13 protein-coding genes, 4 tRNA genes and 4 pseudogenes are annotated in these 16681 nt (G+C 42.1%); 6 read left to right on the top strand and 15 right to left on the bottom strand.

The genetic code is table 11. From position 1 onward, the window contains the following. Positions 1-33: 33 nt before the first annotated feature. Positions 34-979 (top strand): annotated as a pseudogene (locus JCM19038_RS07670) (ring-cleaving dioxygenase). A gap of 36 nt (positions 980-1015) precedes the next feature. Here the strand turns inward: JCM19038_RS07670 and JCM19038_RS07665 are convergent. The 3 genes from JCM19038_RS07665 to JCM19038_RS07655 form a co-directional block, all read right to left on the bottom strand. Beyond that, a complete protein-coding gene (locus JCM19038_RS07665; RefSeq protein ID WP_081831683.1) occupies positions 1016-1780 on the bottom strand; it encodes a sulfite exporter TauE/SafE family protein in 765 nt (254 codons plus the stop codon). Positions 1781-2042: 262 nt separating this feature from the next. Next, on the bottom strand, positions 2043-3029 hold the full coding sequence (locus tag JCM19038_RS07660; RefSeq protein WP_042416281.1) for a YncE family protein: 987 nt from the start codon (positions 3027-3029) through the stop codon (positions 2043-2045). Positions 3030-3232: 203 nt separating this feature from the next. Next, entirely contained in the window at positions 3233-3769 is a 537-nt protein-coding gene (locus JCM19038_RS07655) for an STM3941 family protein (protein WP_042416277.1), read from the bottom strand. A 146-nt stretch (positions 3770-3915) separates the two neighbouring features. Here JCM19038_RS07655 and JCM19038_RS07650 point away from each other — a divergent pair, with 146 nt between their 5' ends. From JCM19038_RS07650 to JCM19038_RS07640, 4 genes and pseudogenes are all read left to right on the top strand, one after another. Then, complete coding sequence (locus JCM19038_RS07650; protein ID WP_052361248.1) at positions 3916-4443, top strand: biotin transporter BioY; 528 nt, start codon at positions 3916-3918, stop codon at positions 4441-4443. A gap of 4 nt (positions 4444-4447) precedes the next feature. Beyond that, positions 4448-5617 carry an AMP-binding protein gene (locus JCM19038_RS07645; protein ID WP_042416272.1) on the top strand — a complete coding sequence of 390 codons (1170 nt, stop codon included), beginning with the start codon at positions 4448-4450 and terminating at the stop codon, positions 5615-5617. Further along, a complete protein-coding gene (locus JCM19038_RS25390) occupies positions 5560-5931 on the top strand; it encodes a hypothetical protein (RefSeq protein ID WP_081831682.1) in 372 nt (123 codons plus the stop codon). The genes JCM19038_RS07645 and JCM19038_RS25390 overlap by 58 nt, the downstream gene beginning before the upstream one ends. A 4-nt stretch (positions 5932-5935) precedes the next feature. Further along, a pseudogene (locus JCM19038_RS07640) lies at positions 5936-7092 on the top strand (thiolase family protein). 462 nt (positions 7093-7554) lie between these two features. Here JCM19038_RS07640 and glmS read toward each other — a convergent pair. From glmS to JCM19038_RS07585, 12 genes and pseudogenes are all read right to left on the bottom strand, one after another. Next, a complete protein-coding gene (gene glmS / locus JCM19038_RS07635) occupies positions 7555-9357 on the bottom strand; it encodes a glutamine--fructose-6-phosphate transaminase (isomerizing) (RefSeq protein ID WP_042416269.1) in 1803 nt (600 codons plus the stop codon). A gap of 361 nt (positions 9358-9718) precedes the next feature. Beyond that, positions 9719-11064 (bottom strand): annotated as a pseudogene (glmM, locus tag JCM19038_RS07630) (phosphoglucosamine mutase). Positions 11065-11098: 34 nt separating this feature from the next. Beyond that, positions 11099-12112, bottom strand: a complete 1014-nt coding sequence (locus JCM19038_RS07625) for a YbbR-like domain-containing protein (protein WP_042416266.1) — start codon at positions 12110-12112, stop codon at positions 11099-11101. Further along, a complete protein-coding gene (locus tag JCM19038_RS22240) occupies positions 12075-12350 on the bottom strand; it encodes a hypothetical protein (protein ID WP_042416264.1) in 276 nt (91 codons plus the stop codon). The genes JCM19038_RS07625 and JCM19038_RS22240 overlap by 38 nt, the downstream gene beginning before the upstream one ends. Then, positions 12343-13164, bottom strand: a complete 822-nt coding sequence (gene cdaA, locus JCM19038_RS07615; protein WP_042416261.1) for a diadenylate cyclase CdaA — start codon at positions 13162-13164, stop codon at positions 12343-12345. Before cdaA ends, JCM19038_RS22240 begins: the two co-directional genes overlap by 8 nt. A gap of 334 nt (positions 13165-13498) precedes the next feature. Beyond that, positions 13499-13780 (bottom strand): polymer-forming cytoskeletal protein, encoded by a 282-nt coding sequence (locus JCM19038_RS23445; RefSeq protein WP_238554322.1) that lies wholly within the window; start codon positions 13778-13780, stop codon positions 13499-13501. Next, positions 13758-14123, bottom strand: coding sequence for an anti-sigma factor (locus JCM19038_RS23440; protein WP_238554321.1), 366 nt, complete (start codon positions 14121-14123; stop codon positions 13758-13760). The genes JCM19038_RS23445 and JCM19038_RS23440 overlap by 23 nt, the downstream gene beginning before the upstream one ends. Before the next feature lie 19 nt (positions 14124-14142). Next, positions 14143-14705: pseudogene (gene sigW / locus JCM19038_RS07605) on the bottom strand (RNA polymerase sigma factor SigW). Positions 14706-14904: 199 nt separating this feature from the next. Beyond that, positions 14905-14977 (bottom strand) — tRNA-Gly (locus JCM19038_RS07600). A gap of 45 nt (positions 14978-15022) precedes the next feature. Continuing rightward, positions 15023-15097, bottom strand: a tRNA-Gly gene (locus JCM19038_RS07595). A gap of 7 nt (positions 15098-15104) precedes the next feature. Next, positions 15105-15189: transfer RNA gene (locus JCM19038_RS07590), tRNA-Tyr, on the bottom strand. 86 nt (positions 15190-15275) lie between these two features. Next, a tRNA-Glu gene (locus JCM19038_RS07585) sits at positions 15276-15350 on the bottom strand. A gap of 280 nt (positions 15351-15630) precedes the next feature. On the opposite strand from JCM19038_RS07585, the gene JCM19038_RS07580 reads away from it, so the two are divergent. Next, the gene (locus JCM19038_RS07580) at positions 15631-16677 is read left to right on the top strand and encodes a 3-hydroxyisobutyryl-CoA hydrolase (RefSeq protein ID WP_238554320.1); all 1047 of its coding nucleotides are present in this window, start codon (positions 15631-15633) and stop codon (positions 16675-16677) included. The last annotated feature ends 4 nt before the right edge of the window (positions 16678-16681 follow it).

The raw sequence follows: 16681 nt of genomic DNA, 5'->3' as shown, positions 1-16681 counted from the left end.
ATGGTAGTCAATATAGACGAAGGAGGAAGCTTCATGAGATTAAAAGGGTTGCACCACATCTCTTCACTATCCGCCAATGCTGAGAAGAATCTCGCGTTTTACAGAAACATCCTCGGTATGAATCTTGTTAAAAAAACAGTAAACCAAGAAAACACATCCAACTATCACCTGTTTTATGCTGACCAACAAGGATCACCAGGTACAGAGCTCACATTCTTTGAAATTCCTAACCTTGCTGCAAAACGAGACGGCACGAACCGTGTGTCTTCCATTTCATTACTCGTACCTTCTATAGAATCACTCACATTTTGGAAAGACCGCTTTACACGATTTCAAGTGAATCATGAAAATATTCAAGAGATAAATGGCATACCTTCACTGCCATTCGAAGATCCTGAAGGTCACCGGATAGTTCTTACTCCAGATGTTCACACAACATTAGACGTTACTAATCAGACCGATGACATTCCACAGGAACATGCTATTCTAGGTTTAGGACCTGTAACGTTAGTCGTTCAATATTTAGAAGCGACAAGTCAAGTATTAACGAATGTTTTAGGTTTAACACAAGTCGGCTTTTACGAGAAAAATGACACGTCTGTCCATGTCTTTGAAATGAGTGACTCCGGGTTAAATGGCCAAGTGCATGTAGAACAACAAAAAGACACCCCGAAATCTCGAGAAGGACGGGGAAGTGTTCACCATATCGCTTTTCGAGTGGAGACAGAAGAAGAATTAAAACAGTGGGTAGAGCGCCTCGAAAATGAGGGATTTCAAACTTCTGGATTCGTCGACCGCTACTACTTTAGGTCGCTGTATTTCAGAGAACCGAACGGGATTCTCTATGAACTAGCAACTGATGGCCCAGGGTTTGATATTGATGAGACTTAGCGTCCTAGGTAAGAAGCTTTCTTTACCTTCATTTTTAGAGCCAGACCGAAAAGAAATCGAAGAGAAATTAAAGCCTCTTAGAACGTAATAAAAAGGAAGCGAAGTAACAATACTTCGCTTCCTTTTATACGATAGAAATTAGATCAACAATAACGGTCATAATAATAATGAACAATAGCGTATTTAGACTAAGTTTTAAGATCGCATCAGGAATTTTTGCACTTAATGAAGGTGCGATTAAACCACCAACCAATCCACCAACTCCTAGTAAAATAGCAAACTCCCATTCCATTGAACCTGAAGGGATTCTCGCAATGATTGCAAACAAGGAAATGAATACGCCAGTAAATGTCGTAATCGCAATCGTCGTCTTGAGTGAATAGTGAAGAACATACACCATATATGGAATGATTAAGATCATTCCACCAACACCAATCACCCCTGTGACCACACCTAGAAAAAACATTAGCCCCATCCCAAATATCATAGACAACCGCTGATTCGGGTCGATGTTCGGCTTTCTAAAGGGAATTAAATTAAACGTTAACGAAATGATAGCAATAAAAAGAAATAGGCTAAGGAACACCAGTTGATTCACATGTTCAGCCAGAAACATGCTCGACAAAAAAGAACCAATCGACCCAAACAACACATAAAAAATGACTTTCTTATAAGGAATTCGCTTGGCAAAATGATGACGTACTGTTGCAGCACCCGTTGAAAATAACGTAAGAACAAGCGCCGCCGACGTGATCGTTTGAACCGTTAACGACTCCCCTACCAATGATGGATATACATATTCAAGCAACGGAACGACTAACATCGAGCTTCCCGCTCCTAATATGCTTGCAATTAGACCACAGATTACTCCAATACTAATCAAGATCATACCGACCACTCACTTTACATCTTTACTGAACTAGGCAACATCTCTACAGTTTAACAAAACCTTCGCGCAGTGGCCATTTCAGGAGTTACCAACCTTCACCTTGTCACAAGCTCGGCTTGCATATATACATGTAGAAACAAACGTCATCAGAAAAGGTTACGAATAATTCCTTCGTAACCTATGCCCACTGCTTTCCACGTTTAAACCATGTGTCTATTTAGGATGGGTCTATGAAGATGTAGACGTCGAGCAAACCATTCGGCTAGCATGAATAATAATATAACCCTAAGTCAATTGGACCGGAACCCACTTCAGTGGTACGGAGGACTTCATAACTAGCAAGGTCAATAGTTAACACCGTATTATTTCGAGAATCGATGACATACGCGATATGATCAATAAAATTAATAGCGATTGCCTGATAAGAAACACCACTATAATCAATTACTCTTTCAACCGTATTTGTATCGCCATCAATTACGATGAGTTGTTGGGGCTTAGTCGCATAAATGCGATTTGTGATCGGATTGACGTCTATCGCTTCGACACCACCTGCTGTATCTATAATCGTTTCGAACGTATTCGTCGACGTATTAATCACACCAACTCCACGTCCGCTGATTGTGACATAAGCTAGCCTTGTTTCAGGATTAAAAGCAATACGAAAGATACTACCCTCAATCTCTATTTGCTGTATTACTTCTGTATTACGAATAACTGATATCGAATTAGAAAAGACATTCGGCGCATAAATGTCATTCGTTACAGGATCAATAATTAATTCATAAGGACGTGTAATGTTTTCAATAACACCCGTAACCATATACGTCGTAGCGTCTACTACGAGAATTTGGTTATCAAAATAGGACGCTACGTAATAAGAGTTATTACTAGAATTGTAAACAACCCCGTCAACACTCGTAAGGTTCAGAGTAACACTTCTTATGATTTGATCAGTTTCTGAATCTATGACCAACAATTGTGGTCCGTACCGAACCGATACAACAACTTGATTTAAATCATTGTTCACGTAAATTAACTCAGGATAATTATCTAAGTCAAACGTTTCAATCACTTGTCCAGTTGCTGTATCAATAACACTGACAGAGTTACTACCTCGATTCGTTACATAAAGTTTGCTACACACTTCAGGTAATGGTGGCGGAACTGGTGATGGATTTGGCGCTAGCCCAGTGCCATTAATCAAATTGTTTTGTATAACGATGCGTCCTTGATTTTTCGCTGACATTTTCCCCCTCCTTTTCGTTATCTTATGTACAGAACAAAAAAAGAGGGTGGTTAAATTAAGGATGTTATTAGACCAATTGTTAACGCATGACACCCCTTTTTCATTAATAAACCAGCTATTCTTCACAAACTGACGATGGATCGTACAGGCAGGACAAGTACGTAAACCTAAAAGATTTAACGTTATCTTGTTTACAAGACACGCTAAGAAATTTCTTTTTGCTTTGGGTTCATTAGTTTACCTTTTCGATCATATACAGGGACACCTTTGTCCATAAGCATTTGAAGCAATACTTTAGGTTGTGTCACCTGTTGGTAGCCTAAACTGAATACAGGGAATCCGGCCTTCGTTAAGGTATCGTAAATATAACCAGGAACTTGCCCCGTAAAGTAGTGATCATACTTCGTATCATCATCCGTAATAAAGAAGATGAACGTATGCAAATTAAAATAAAGCAAACGGACAGATTGTACATCTTCCCAAGGCACTAAACCAACCGTAAACATCATCCCTTCCTCATTCAAGGTGATGACCGGCCCTGTCTGATGTAAGTTATAAAATATTTGAAAACCGCAGCCAAACAGGATAAATGCCAAGAATGAGAAAATTAATGTACCCTCACCATCCGGATTCAACCATGCTACAAATGCGAAAAATAACATGATGAATCCCGACACTACGCTTAGCCATATCGCCAAGTAACTTCTCTTTTTTGATAAGTAAAATGATTTTTCTATCATTGGTATACTCCGTTCCAGGTTGTTGATATGTAAATGGACTAATTTTCTACCTCTTTTCCACTTTATATGTTAACCTATTTTAAAATACGATTAACAATTAGGGGGAGGGGTTAGACATTAAAACAAAAAATCTCATTTTCATTTCGATGTTCACTGCGTTCACCGCAGTCTTTGGGTTATTGCCACCAATTCCGATCCCTTTTATTCCTGTACCCATTACGCTCCAAACATTCGGCGTTATGTTGACCGGAGCATTGCTCGGTTCTAAAAAAGGGTTCCTTAGTATACTGCTACTCGTAGCACTAATTGCAATCGGGATCCCCCTGTTATCTGGTGGTCGAGGCGGTCTCGGTGTGCTAACTGCACCCGGAGGGGGCTACATACTTTCTTGGCCACTCGCTGCTTTTATGATTGGGTGGTTCACCGAACGACTTAACCACTACTCTATGCGTAACTTAATCTTCATCAATGTCGTTAGTGGTATTCTATTCATTTATCTATGTGGGAGTTTATGGTTCTCTTTTACAACTGACCTGCCCTTTCCACAAAGCTTCATCGCGAATCTTGCTTTTTTGCCTGGCGACGCTGTTAAAGTTGTACTTACCGCTGCCTTAACGATCAAGCTTAAACAAACCGGTACGGTTCCAATTCTAAATGAAACGATGAAAAGGTGATCTTATGAATATTGTCGCACCACTCTTTGATTACGCTGATAAGAATTCCGATCAACTAGCCATCGTTGATGAACGTTCAACGATCAGCTATCGCAGACTCGCTTACAGAGTTGGTCAAGTAATGGCTGGATTCGTCAAGTACAATAAATCGCAAATGACGGTTGGCGTTCTCGCTCATACCCATCGTGAAGTCATTGAGACATTATATGGAGCTGTTGCAGCTGGCCATATTATAGTTGTTCTTGATCCAAAGTGGTCACAAAAGCAATTGAAGGAAAGCCTGCAACATGTTGATATCCTTTTTATTGACGAACAATTCCGTGATCTCGTGTGTGAACACACGACTGTAGATATTATTCCTTACAGAACTGGCGAAAGCACTGGTACATTCTATTATACAGATTGGTGCGATCTACATACAGGTACATTCCCAACTTTAGCAGCAGGGGATACAGAACCTTTTTACATTGGATTTACTTCTGGTACTACGAGTAATCCAAAAGCATTCATCCGCCATCATCAATCTTGGATTGAGAGCTTTAACGCGTGTCATTCCGTTTTCAAGATTGATCAAGACAGCCATGTCGTTGCACCTGGCTCGATCGTTCATTCCTTATTTCTATTTGCTGTTTTTCATGCACTTTTCAATGGGGCAACGTTGTACGTATTGAATCAATATTCTTCAGCAAAATCACTAAAGCTCATTAGAAATCACCCTGTCTCACACATGTACCTTGTCCCTACGATGGCAGAATCACTTCTCTCATCACTCGCACCCTCTCAGCAACTCACTCAACCCGTCTCTCTCATCACATCAGGTGATAAATTAACGATCGAAACAAAACAGCGACTGCAAAACGCTTGGCCAGACGTTCAGCTGTTTGAGTTTTACGGTGCTTCTGAATTAAGCTTCGTATCGGTGTCTACACCAAGTGATCATTTACGTAACCTTGAATCTGTCGGTAAACCATTTCCAAGCGTTCAATTGGAAATTCGAGATGATTCAGGAAACCCACTACCACCTGAGCAAATCGGAACACTACACGTAAAAAGCAACATGCTCTTTAGCGGGTATATGAACAATGATCATGAGACCGCTAACGTTCTCATCGACGGCTGGGCGGTAACCGGCGACTTAGCCAAGCTCTCTCACGATGCGATCTCTACCTCGTAGGCAGGAAAAAGAATCGAATCATCAGTGGTGGATGGAATATCTTCCCTGAAAAAATCGAAACAATTGTTAAAAAGTACTCAAATTTACACGAAGTTGCTGTTATTGGTCTACAGAGTAGGTTTTGGGGAGAGATTCCAGTTCTTGTGATTACAGAACACTCAAATGGTGACCAACAAAGCACTTTACGATCCATATACAAAGAGCACCTACCTAGACATGAATGGCCACGAAGAACATACACCATTGATGCTTTTCCTTATACATCTAGTGGCAAAATAGCTCGAGCGCGCTTAAAAGAACTCATTCAGAGGTGATCATGTGCAAACCGCCGTTATTGTAAAAGCCAAAAGAACAGCCATAGCAAAAGCTGGTGGCGCATTAAGTGACGTACGTCCCGAACATTTAGCCGCTCCTGTCTTGCAATCATTACTCACTGATACAGGGATTGAAGCGAAACAAATTGACGAAGTCGTACTTGGGAATGCTGTCGGACCAGGCGGAAATCTTGCTCGCCTCTCTTTACTAACGGCAGGTTTTCCGCTTGAAATACCAGGTGTCACGATTGATCGTCAATGTGGATCAGGTCTCGAAGCGATTGTTTATGCCGCTCGCTTTATTCAAAGTGGGGCTGGAAGCATCTATCTTGCCGGCGGTGTCGAAAGCGAAAGCTTTGCACCATTAAAAATCGAAAAACCTACGAGCGACACGGAACATCGTGAGTTTTTAAGAGCACGATTTGCCCCAGATGATATCGGCGACCCTGACATGGGGATCGCAGCAGAAAACGTCGCAAGAACGTTTGGCATTACACGCGAAATGCAAGATGACTTTGCATGGCGAAGCCATCAGCTCGCTTCTATTGCACAAGCAAAAGGTTATTTTAAAAATGAAATTGTACCCGTGAAATGTACGAATGATACGATATTTAGTCATGACGAATGCGTTCGAGCAAAAGACATGAAGAAACTGCTCGCTCGACTTACGCCGGTGTTCGAACAACACGGAACCGTAACCGCAGGAAATTGTTGTCCGAAAAATGACGGTGCTGCCGCTACCTTAATCATGTCAAAAGAAAAAGCGCAATGTCACGGCCTAAAACCCGAAGCAATCTTCTTAGACGCAGTCACTGCAGGAGTTGACCCGAACCTCCTCGCATCGGACCGGTTCTTGCCATCCGTAAGCTACTTATGAAGAATAAGTTAACAATGAATGAGATCGACCTTGTTGAGTTCAATGAAGCCTTCGCTTCCCAAGTCATTGCCTCACTAAAATTACTAGACATCCCTCTAGAAAAAATGAATATAAACGGTGGTGCCATTGCCTTCGGACACCCGTACGGTGCATCTGGCAGCATTGTCGTGACAAGACTTATTGAAAATATGCAACAAACAAACGCGCAATATGGCATTGCTACGATGGGCATTGGGGGTGGGTTAGGGACGGCGGTTTTATTACGAAGAAGCCCAGACGAGTAATGTTGAAAGCATTTGATAGAATGTTATCCATAAATAGAAGTTACACTTGATTATGTACATTCAGTATTTATGTTAGTCTAGCATCAATAAATTCTTTGGGTGAGTGTAATGGAGACAATAGAAGATCGTTTACTCATAATCGCTGTAAAAGTTTTAACCTATGTATCGGTACCAATGATTATACTAAATACGATGATACGAGGAGGCATCGTCTACTTATCGATCCTATGGATAATTACATTTCTAGCATTTTCTTACATTGTCATCTTTGCGTTTAGAAACTACACATTCCTGAGAGCCATTGCTATCTTTGTTTTTGCTGCTCTCTCAATCTCGTCTTTATCTTTATTCTTTTTAGTATAACGTTATAAAGCTATTATCCCTTATAACGCACAAAAAGGTTACTCACGTTTGAGTGACCTTTTTTGTGCGAATTTATTATCATTCAAATCATCACGATCTCTACTCCACCGTCACACTCTTCGCAAGGTTACGAGGCTTATCAACGTCACATCCGCGATGCAATGCTGCGTAGTATGAGATGAGTTGCAATGGAATCACTGAAGCAAGTGGCGTCAAATAGTCATGGACTTTTGGAATGACGACGTTGTCGCCTTTACGATTTAGGCCGTCCATGCTTACGACACATGGGTTTGCGCCACGAGAAACGACTTCTTGTAAGTTTCCTCGAATGTTCAAGTTGACACTTTCTTGAGTGGCAAGTGCGATGACGGGTGTTCCGTCTTCGATGAGTGCAATCGTTCCGTGCTTTAATTCTCCTCCAGCGAAGCCTTCCGCTTGAATGTAGGAGATTTCTTTAAGCTTCAATGCACCTTCTTGAACGACGTGGTAATCAAATCCGCGACCGATAAAGAACGCATTGCGTGTTTCGAGCAAGTAGTCTCGTGCGATTTGTTCCATTTCGTCTTTCGCATCAGTGAGCACTTCAATCGCATTGGCGACAATGCTTAATTCATGGATCGCATCAAAATCTGTATCAATGCCTTTCGCAATCGCTGCATCCATCGCTAAGATAGACAGAACGGCCATTTGTGCCGTATACGCTTTGGTCGATGCTACCGCAATTTCTGGACCTGCATACGTGTACAATGCAAAGTCGGCTTCACGATCAAGCGTTGACCCTGGTACGTTCGTAATCGTTACAGATGGCAATCCAGCTTTCTTCACATTAACAAGAACGCCGCGACTATCCGCTGTTTCTCCACTTTGCGAAATGAAAATAAACAATGGTTTCTCTGACAACAATGGTTGGTTGTAAAGGAACTCACTTGCGATGTGAACTTCGACTGGAATTCCAGCAACCTTCTCCAAGAGTTCTTTTCCAACAAGACCTGCATGGTAGCTCGTTCCTGCTGCAATAATATAGATGCGATCTGCATTTCCGACCGCTTTACGGATGTCTTTGGAGAGCTTAATTTCGTTTTGTTCATCTTGGTATTGCTGAATGATGTTGCGGATCACGAACGGCTGCTCATCGATTTCTTTTAACATGTAGTGAGCATACGTGCCTTTTTCCGTATCACTTTCATCAAGCTCAGCTGTGAATGGTTCACGATCGACCGTTGTACCATCTAGTTTCTTGATTTGTACACCTTCACGATTCACGATGACGGTTTCTTCATCCATTAGCTCAACGAATGTCTTCGTCACGTGTAGCATTGCCATTGAATCCGATGCCACAACGTTTGCATCATCAGCAAGACCAACGAGCAACGGGCTCTTGTTCTTACCGACATAGATCGTATTAGCATCATTCGCATCAAGCATGGCAATCGCATAAGAACCTTCCAATTTAGAAAGAACCTGTCGGAACGCTTCTTCCGGTGTTGCACCTGCGTCCGCAAACTTCTCGATCATTTGCACGATAATCTCTGTATCCGTATCACTCGTTAACGTCACGTCACTTAAAAACTCCGCCTTAAGCTCTTCGTAGTTCTCAATCACACCGTTATGAACGAGTGTGAAACGCTTCTCATTACCTTGATGAGGGTGAGCATTCGTAATGTTTGGTACACCATGTGTCGCCCAACGCGTATGACCAATTCCGATCGTGCCATCCGCATCCGTTGCTTCTGCTTTCTCTCGAAGGGTCGCAATTCTTCCCTTTTCTTTAATCACATTTACATTCTCATCAATGACTGCGAGTCCAGCTGAGTCGTAGCCACGGTACTCGAGTTTCTCTAATCCTTTTAATAGGATATCTTTCACTGTTTGTGTTCCTACATAACCGACAATTCCACACATAACTGATTTCCTCCAATAAGGGGACAAGCACATTACGGGACAGTCTCTTGTCCCCACTCTATAGTCGTAAATTCACTGTCATGGTCATTGCTTTTGTACGAAGAGTCACCTCTTCGTTTTCAGTCAATGACTTTCGGTTGTGACAAAACAACCGGGAGCATCCGCCGACGTTCGATGAACCTCCTCCTCGTCAACTGCATCGACTTGCAGTCCAGGCGCTTTATGAAACTAGTAAATCGTGTGACAATGCCCCTTTCCATTCTAGAATGAATACCGCAATCGTACTATAATTTGTCAAAAAACGTCAATAAATGAAGATGAGCTGTCGAATAATGTTCATGAACGACAGCTCCTTTTTATCTTATGCATCCGTTCCGAGTTGTTCTTGGACAACCGCAGAAATTTCATTCACATATTCAAAGCATAACTCATCAGTTTCCGCTTCGACCATCACGCGAACGAGAGATTCCGTTCCACTTGGTCGAACGAGCACACGACCGTTACCAGCCATCTTCTCTTCAACTTGCTCAATTACAGCTTTTACAGCATGATTTTCTTCAACTGCATGCTTGTCGCTCACACGAATGTTCACAAGTTGTTGTGGGAATGTCTCTAATTCCTCAGCGAGTTCCGAAAGCTTCTTGTTCTTCACTTTCATTATATTCACGAGTTGCACTGCTGTTAACATTCCATCTCCACTCGTTGTATGATCAAGAAAATAATGTGTCCTGACTGCTCTCCACCAAGGGTAAAGCCACCTTCACGCATTTTTTCCATTACATACTTATCTCCAACCGCCGTCTGTTGCGTTTGAATGCCTGCCTTTTGCAACGCTTTATACAACCCGAGGTTACTCATCACTGTCGTAACCACTGTGTTGTGTGCAAGCATCGCTTCTTCCTTAAGAAACTTCCCGCAAATGTAGAGAATCTTATCTCCGTCTACGAGTTGCCCTTTTTCATCAACAGCGATTAGACGATCCGCGTCGCCATCAAAAGCAAGACCGATGTCTGCTTCTTTTTCACGAACGAGTTGTACGAGTTTCTCAGGGTGAGTTGACCCTACCCCGTCATTGATGTTCGTACCATCAGGGTTGTTGCCGATCGTCGAAATGTCTGCATCCAAATCTGCGAACATTCTCGGTGCAACTGAAGACGCAGCACCGTGCGCACAATCAATGGCAATGTGCAGTCCTGTAAATTCTTCGTCAACCGACTGTTTTAAATACTGAACATACTTTTGTACACCTTCATAATAATCACTAACGTTGCCAAGTGAAGCTCCTGTAGGTCTTGGGAGTGTATCTTCTTTGTCGATGATCGTTTCAATTTCTTCTTCTTGTTCCTTGGAAAGTTTAAACCCATCTCCACCAAAGAACTTAATGCCATTATCTTCGACCGGGTTGTGTGATGCTGAAATCATGATTCCTGCATCTGCATTGACAGCTTTTGTAAGAAAGGCGACTCCTGGTGTCGTTATGACGCCAAGTCTCATCACTTCTGCTCCAATAGATAACAACCCTGAAACTAATGCACCTTCTAGCATTGTCCCAGAAATTCGTGTATCACGGCCGATGAGAACTTTTGGCTGTTCGCTCTCTTTGGCTAACACATATCCTCCAGCACGCCCTAATTTAAACGCAAGCTCAGGCGTGAGTTCAGTGTTAGCTACACCCCTTACACCATCAGTGCCAAAATACTTACCCATTCAATATCTCTCCTTCATGCTTACCCTTAATAAGCTATTCACCTGCAACGGTTTCGGTTATTTCTACGGGCACTTCTTCAACTTCCAAGCGGTATTCTAAATCATTCGGTCCTTCAACTTGAATTGGAACGACTTGCTCCCCTGTTTCTAGTTCCTCTTCGCTAAAGTCAATGTAAAGTCGAATGTCTTCCTCGCTTAACTCAGAAAGTGCTTCTTCATCTCCGTGAACCGTGACACGATAGGCACGATCTCCATCTTGTTCTTCAGGGATCGATGCGTTGTATGTCTCAGGCAGATTGTCCATTTCGATCTCTAAATCTAGAGACGTCGATTCTTCAAATTCATCAAGAAGAATATCGAGCTCAATCACCTCTGGTCTTACGTAACTCACACCATCTGGAAGAGGGATTTCCACTTCCCGTGTTTCACTCTCTTCTATTGAACTTAAATCAAGCGTCCCAATATGAATCGAATCAATGTCGTTAATGTCATCATATCGACCGTAGATCGTTACTGCTTCGTCTGACAAAGTCATTTCAAGGACTTCAAGTCCATCTTCCAATTCTCCAGTCGTATCGTATTCTAATGGTACTTCTTTTGAAGGCAGTCGGATTGGGACCGTAATCTCAACCGACTCCGGATCAATGTGAGCATCCAGTTGCTCTCCATAAGGTCCGTAGGCAATAACCTCAACGACTTCTGTAAACGTTTCGTCTGCCCCTGCTACATCAACAAACGCTTGCAACGATGTAATGTTATCAAGCACCGAAGCACCTGCATGAACTTCTACTTCTCCTGGATTCACTTCTGGGTCACCAATTGTATGACCTTCTGCGATTTGTTCTTCATTCATTAATTCAACGTCAACAGGTAGCGTAACCGCCTGACGTTCTTCTAAGACGACTCTCACTGTGCTCGGTTCAACACTAACATTTAGTCCACTTGGGAAATTCGCTGTTTGAACATCAACGTATGAACCTGTCCCGTGCTCAGATAAGTCTACATAGACTTCATACGAAGTTTGTGACTTGGAATAACGTAAGTGCACTCTGTGTGCCGGAGACACGAACATCAATGTCATCATCGATGCTTGCAATTGCATATTGTTCGTCATCGTAATAAATATCTAGCTCTGCTTCATCTAGTTGAATTTGTTCTGTACTCATAATCGGTGTGGCACCAGGACGATTCCCAAAGTCGTCCATATTCACAAACAGAAACAACATCGTCGCGATGACTAATGAAATTAACTTTAAAAACCAATTGTTATTGAAGAGCCTATCCATCTTTACGCCCTCCCCAATTCCAAAACGACGTATTGGATGATTTGGATGCCTGTAGTAATTCTTTCTCAAGCATCTTGCGAATCGTTTCATCGTCTAAGTCTCGATGCAACTCACCATTCTTTGTTGCAGAGATGGCACCTGTTTCTTCTGAAACGGTTACGGTTAATGCATCCGTTACTTCACTCACACCAATTGCAGCGCGATGCCTCGTACCGAGTTCTTTTGAAATAAATGGATTCTCCGAAAGCGGCAAATAACACGCCGCAGCAACGAGTTGATTGCTACGAAGAATAACTGCACCATCATGTAAAGGCGCGTTAGGCATAAAGATGTTCGTTAAAAGTTCTGAAGAAATCTGGGCATTAACAGCGACTCCGGTTTCAATGTAGTCAGTCATTCCCGTCTCTTTCTCGATCGAAATCAATGCACCAATTCTACGCTTTGCCATGTACTTTAATGAACTCATAATCGCATCAATCGTCTTCACTGAATCTTCTTCTTCAGTCGATTGTCCACGCCCGAATAGACGTCCGCGGCCTAATTGTTCTAGTCCTCTACGCATTTCAGGTTGGAAAATAATGATGATCGCTAGCACACCATATGTAATGACAAGATTCATAATAAACGACATCGTATGCAAACCGAAGAAGTTACTCAAGAAGCCTGCTGCTAAGATGACGATAATTCCTTTTAATAACTGAACTGCCCTCGTTCCACGAACGATTGAAATCAATTTATAAACTACAAATGTAACGAGCAATATATCAATAATTCGGCGTAGCCACGTAAGTAATTCGAACTCCTCACCAAACATTCATTTGCCTCCCACCAGGATTTAAAAGCGAGAAACCTCGAGAGGTTAACACCATTACTAGTATAACATAGCTCTCGATTTAACTGGTAGCAACTCAGCGATCCTTAGAAATCATTCAGTATCTACACAGTATAACTCTTCTTCGTTTCTCTTAACCCTTATGCTTTGTGATCATCTACTTATTACTACGTGTTCTTTACCCACTTGTTACACCGGCTTCCTCAAAAACCCGTTTAAAAAAACCGCAATCCCATCTAAATGAAATGTAAAATTCTCAACACTATCCTTTTCCTTCATAAAAACAGTAAAAACCTTGCTAGTACTTCTAGCAAGGTCAATCTTCTTGATCTGGTGTAAGGTTAGAGAACAATTCTTTCGTCTCATACCATAACCATGACAATACTTGATTTACTTCTTCAATGTTGCCTGCCACCTGACCAGCTGAAGCCATATATTGCTCACCGTTAATGACGGTTAAATCTCCTTGAACTTCACCTTGAATATCGACATCTCCATTACGAACGGTTAAATTCCCTTCAATTACTTCACCTTCAGGGATGATGACCGTATTGTTTTCTTGGTCAACTTCAAAATTACCGACCCCAGAAATCGCCATCTCTCCACCACTCATCTGTCCAGTTAAGCCAAGTCATTGACGACATAAATAGAAGAAACACTGCTGCAGCAACAAGGACGGGATGTTTTTTTGACCATTTCTTCCAAGCGATCGTTCGCTTCTTCTTATGAGGTAATGCACTCATAACATTTTCTGTGAAATCCTTTGGTGCTTGAATATGTGAAGCGCTTTGAACAAGCGCAATCGATTTCTTAACTTCATCATAATGCTCTTGGCATTCAGAGCAACCCTCTAGATGTCGATAGAGCTGTTCACGCTCAATTTGAGTCATCTCACCATCAAAATAACGGTGAATCGAATCGCTGTGTTTCAAACAGCTCATAACCTTCTACGCCCCTTTGTTACCATTTTTTTAGCTTTTTACGTAGTGCTTCTCTGCCTCGATGAACGTGCGTTTTCACCGTTGCAACTGGAAGATCAAGAATTTCGCTCATCTCTTGTAACGACAAATCCTCCATATATTTCAAAATAATTGCAGCTCGATACTTCGGTGGCAACGTGTCAATTTCATTTTGGATGGAAGCTTGCCACTCGAGCGTTACAACTTGCTCATCTGGAAGTGCATCTGTTGCAGCAAGTTGGGCGTAACCATCAAGCCTTCTGCGCCATTCACTTCTGCGTCTAAAGAAAAGTCTGGCTTCTTCTTTCTAAGTCGGTCGATGCTTAAATTCGTCGCAATGCGGAATAGCCACGTGGAGAATTTCCGATTCACATCGTAGCGCTCAATATTTGTATACGCACGGATGAATGCTTCTTGCGAAACGTCTTGCGCTTCTTGTGCGTTCCCGACCATTCGATAAGCCACTTGATACACTTTATCTTTGTACGCATCAACAATTTGGGCAAAAGCTTCCGTCTCCCCTGCCTTAACCTCTCGTATACATTGATTTAGCCAATCATCCATGCAAACCCCGCCTTGTGTCCGTTCTCTATGATTACGCTTTTCCAATCGTTATGGTTTCAACAATTTTGAAAAAAGCGCTAGAATTTTTTTCGTCCAATCGTTTTATTTTAGCATGAATTATTTTGCCCACTTTAATCTTAATAAAAATACAATAAAAAAAGAGCAAAACATGATGTTCTGCCCTTAATAGTTATGTAATTGGAGCGGGTGATGGGAATCGAACCACATCATCAGCTTGGAAGGCTGAGGTTTTACCACTAAACTACACCCGCATTTAAGATACTATGTATCCTATCATACTTAAAAATAAAAATCAATGGAGCGGGAGACGGGATTCGAACCCGCGACCCCCACCTTGGCAAGGTGGTGTTCTACCACTGAACTACTCCCGCATGAAAATGGTGGAGGGGGACGGATTCGAACCGCCGAACCCTGAGGGAGCGGATTTACAGTCCGCCGCGTTTAGCCACTTCGCTACCCCTCCATTTTAAAATGGAATGATCTTCCAGTATTAACAAATGATAAAACCAGCAAATGGCTTTGCTGGGAAGTCATCGATATAAGTTAAATTGGTGACCCGTGCGGGATTCGAACCCGCGTTACCGCCGTGAAAGGGCGGTGTCTTAACCCCTTGACCAACGGGCCATTTCGTTGGTGTGTCTCTTGCTGACAAATAATATTATATGATCTTCTCGAAGAAAAAGCAATAGGTTTTTAAAAACTTTTTAAAGAAAATTTTTTAATCCCGGAAATCCTTATTAGTATAGGCTTTTTACGACATTATAAGCAACTGTTTTGTTTTGGAAAACAGGTAAATCACTTGATTTTTTCGTATGATCCCCAATAATGAATGCAGGAATACGAGAAGCTTTTGTCGAAAATGCACCAATGCACATTTTCGAACACAAACTTGAGGAGGATTACTTTGACAACGACAACGACAGAAGTGACGTTTTCTACAACGACAACTGGCGTAGGGATCATTACGCTTAATCGACCTAAAGCATTAAACTCCATTACGAACAACATGGTTACTGCAATGCTACAACAACTAAAGCAATGGCAAAATGATAAAGCTACTTCTGTAATCGTTTTCAAGGGAAGCGGTGAAAAAGGGTTTTGTGCAGGTGGAGACATTAAAACGCTCGCCTCTGCAAAAGAAGGTGACGAACAATTTAATAATGCGAAGCAGTTTTTCGTCGATGAATATGAGCTTGATCTCCTACTTGCAAATTACTCAAAACCAATTGTATCGCTTTTAAACGGCGTTGTGATGGGCGGTGGCGTGGGGCTTACTCAAGGAACGAGCCACCGCATCATTACGCAGAATACAAAATGGGCGATGCCTGAAATGAACATTGCGTTCTTTCCTGACGTCGGGGGCGTTCATTTCTTAAATCAAGCGCCTGGATATACAGGAATGTATTTGGCGTTAACCGCAAAAACTATTCGAGCTGCTGACATTCTTTACATCGGAGCGGCTGACTTCTACGTAGAAGACCTTCGTGTGCTTGAACAAAAAATTGTCGATTACGACTGGACAACCGTCGAAGAAGCTGACCACAAACTTGACGAGTTAATCGGTTCGCTTGCAGCAGTGCCACCTCGAGGAGAACTAGCAGCATTGCAAAATGACATTGATGACACGTTCCATTTGTATTCTGTTGAAGATATTGTTGCAAAATTGCGTGATCGTGGCGATGCATTCGGTGATGAGCATGCGAACATCCTTCTTTCCAAATCACCAGTTTCTTTAAAGGTTACTCATAAGTACATGCTCGACTATGCTCACCGCTCACTTGAAGACACGCTGAATATGGACGTTGTTGTCGCAATGAACTTCTTACGTAACAATGACTTCTATGAAGGTGTCGATGCTGTGTTAATAAAAAAACATCAGTCACCGAATTATGACTACCCAACGCTTGAAGAAGTAGACGATGAACTTGTTGATTCTTATTTTAAAGCGTAACGAA

Origin of the sequence: Geomicrobium sp. JCM 19038, assembly GCF_000698125.1 — a bacterium.
In the GTDB taxonomy this organism is placed as follows: Bacteria; Bacillota; Bacilli; order Bacillales; family Marinococcaceae; genus Geomicrobium_A.
This window is presented reverse-complemented; position numbering and strand designations above follow the sequence as displayed.

What these genes read in the sequence shown, in the direction of transcription:
- JCM19038_RS07645 (WP_042416272.1), top strand. Translation starts at nt 4,448, where the DNA reads ATGAATATTGTCGCACCACTCTTTGATTACGCTGATAAGAATTCCGAT.
- glmS (WP_042416269.1), bottom strand. Translation starts at nt 9,357, where the DNA reads ATGTGTGGAATTGTCGGTTATGTAGGAACACAAACAGTGAAAGATATC.
- JCM19038_RS07655 (WP_042416277.1), bottom strand. Translation starts at nt 3,769, where the DNA reads ATGATAGAAAAATCATTTTACTTATCAAAAAAGAGAAGTTACTTGGCG.
- JCM19038_RS23445 (WP_238554322.1), bottom strand. Translation starts at nt 13,780, where the DNA reads ATGGCGATTTCTGGGGTCGGTAATTTTGAAGTTGACCAAGAAAACAAT.
- JCM19038_RS07665 (WP_081831683.1), bottom strand. Translation starts at nt 1,780, where the DNA reads ATGATCTTGATTAGTATTGGAGTAATCTGTGGTCTAATTGCAAGCATA.
- JCM19038_RS23440 (WP_238554321.1), bottom strand. Translation starts at nt 14,123, where the DNA reads ATGAGCTGTTTGAAACACAGCGATTCGATTCACCGTTATTTTGATGGT.
- cdaA (WP_042416261.1), bottom strand. Translation starts at nt 13,164, where the DNA reads ATGTTTGGTGAGGAGTTCGAATTACTTACGTGGCTACGCCGAATTATT.
- JCM19038_RS07650 (WP_052361248.1), top strand. Translation starts at nt 3,916, where the DNA reads ATGTTCACTGCGTTCACCGCAGTCTTTGGGTTATTGCCACCAATTCCG.
- JCM19038_RS22240 (WP_042416264.1), bottom strand. Translation starts at nt 12,350, where the DNA reads ATGGATAGGCTCTTCAATAACAATTGGTTTTTAAAGTTAATTTCATTA.
- JCM19038_RS07660 (WP_042416281.1), bottom strand. Translation starts at nt 3,029, where the DNA reads ATGTCAGCGAAAAATCAAGGACGCATCGTTATACAAAACAATTTGATT.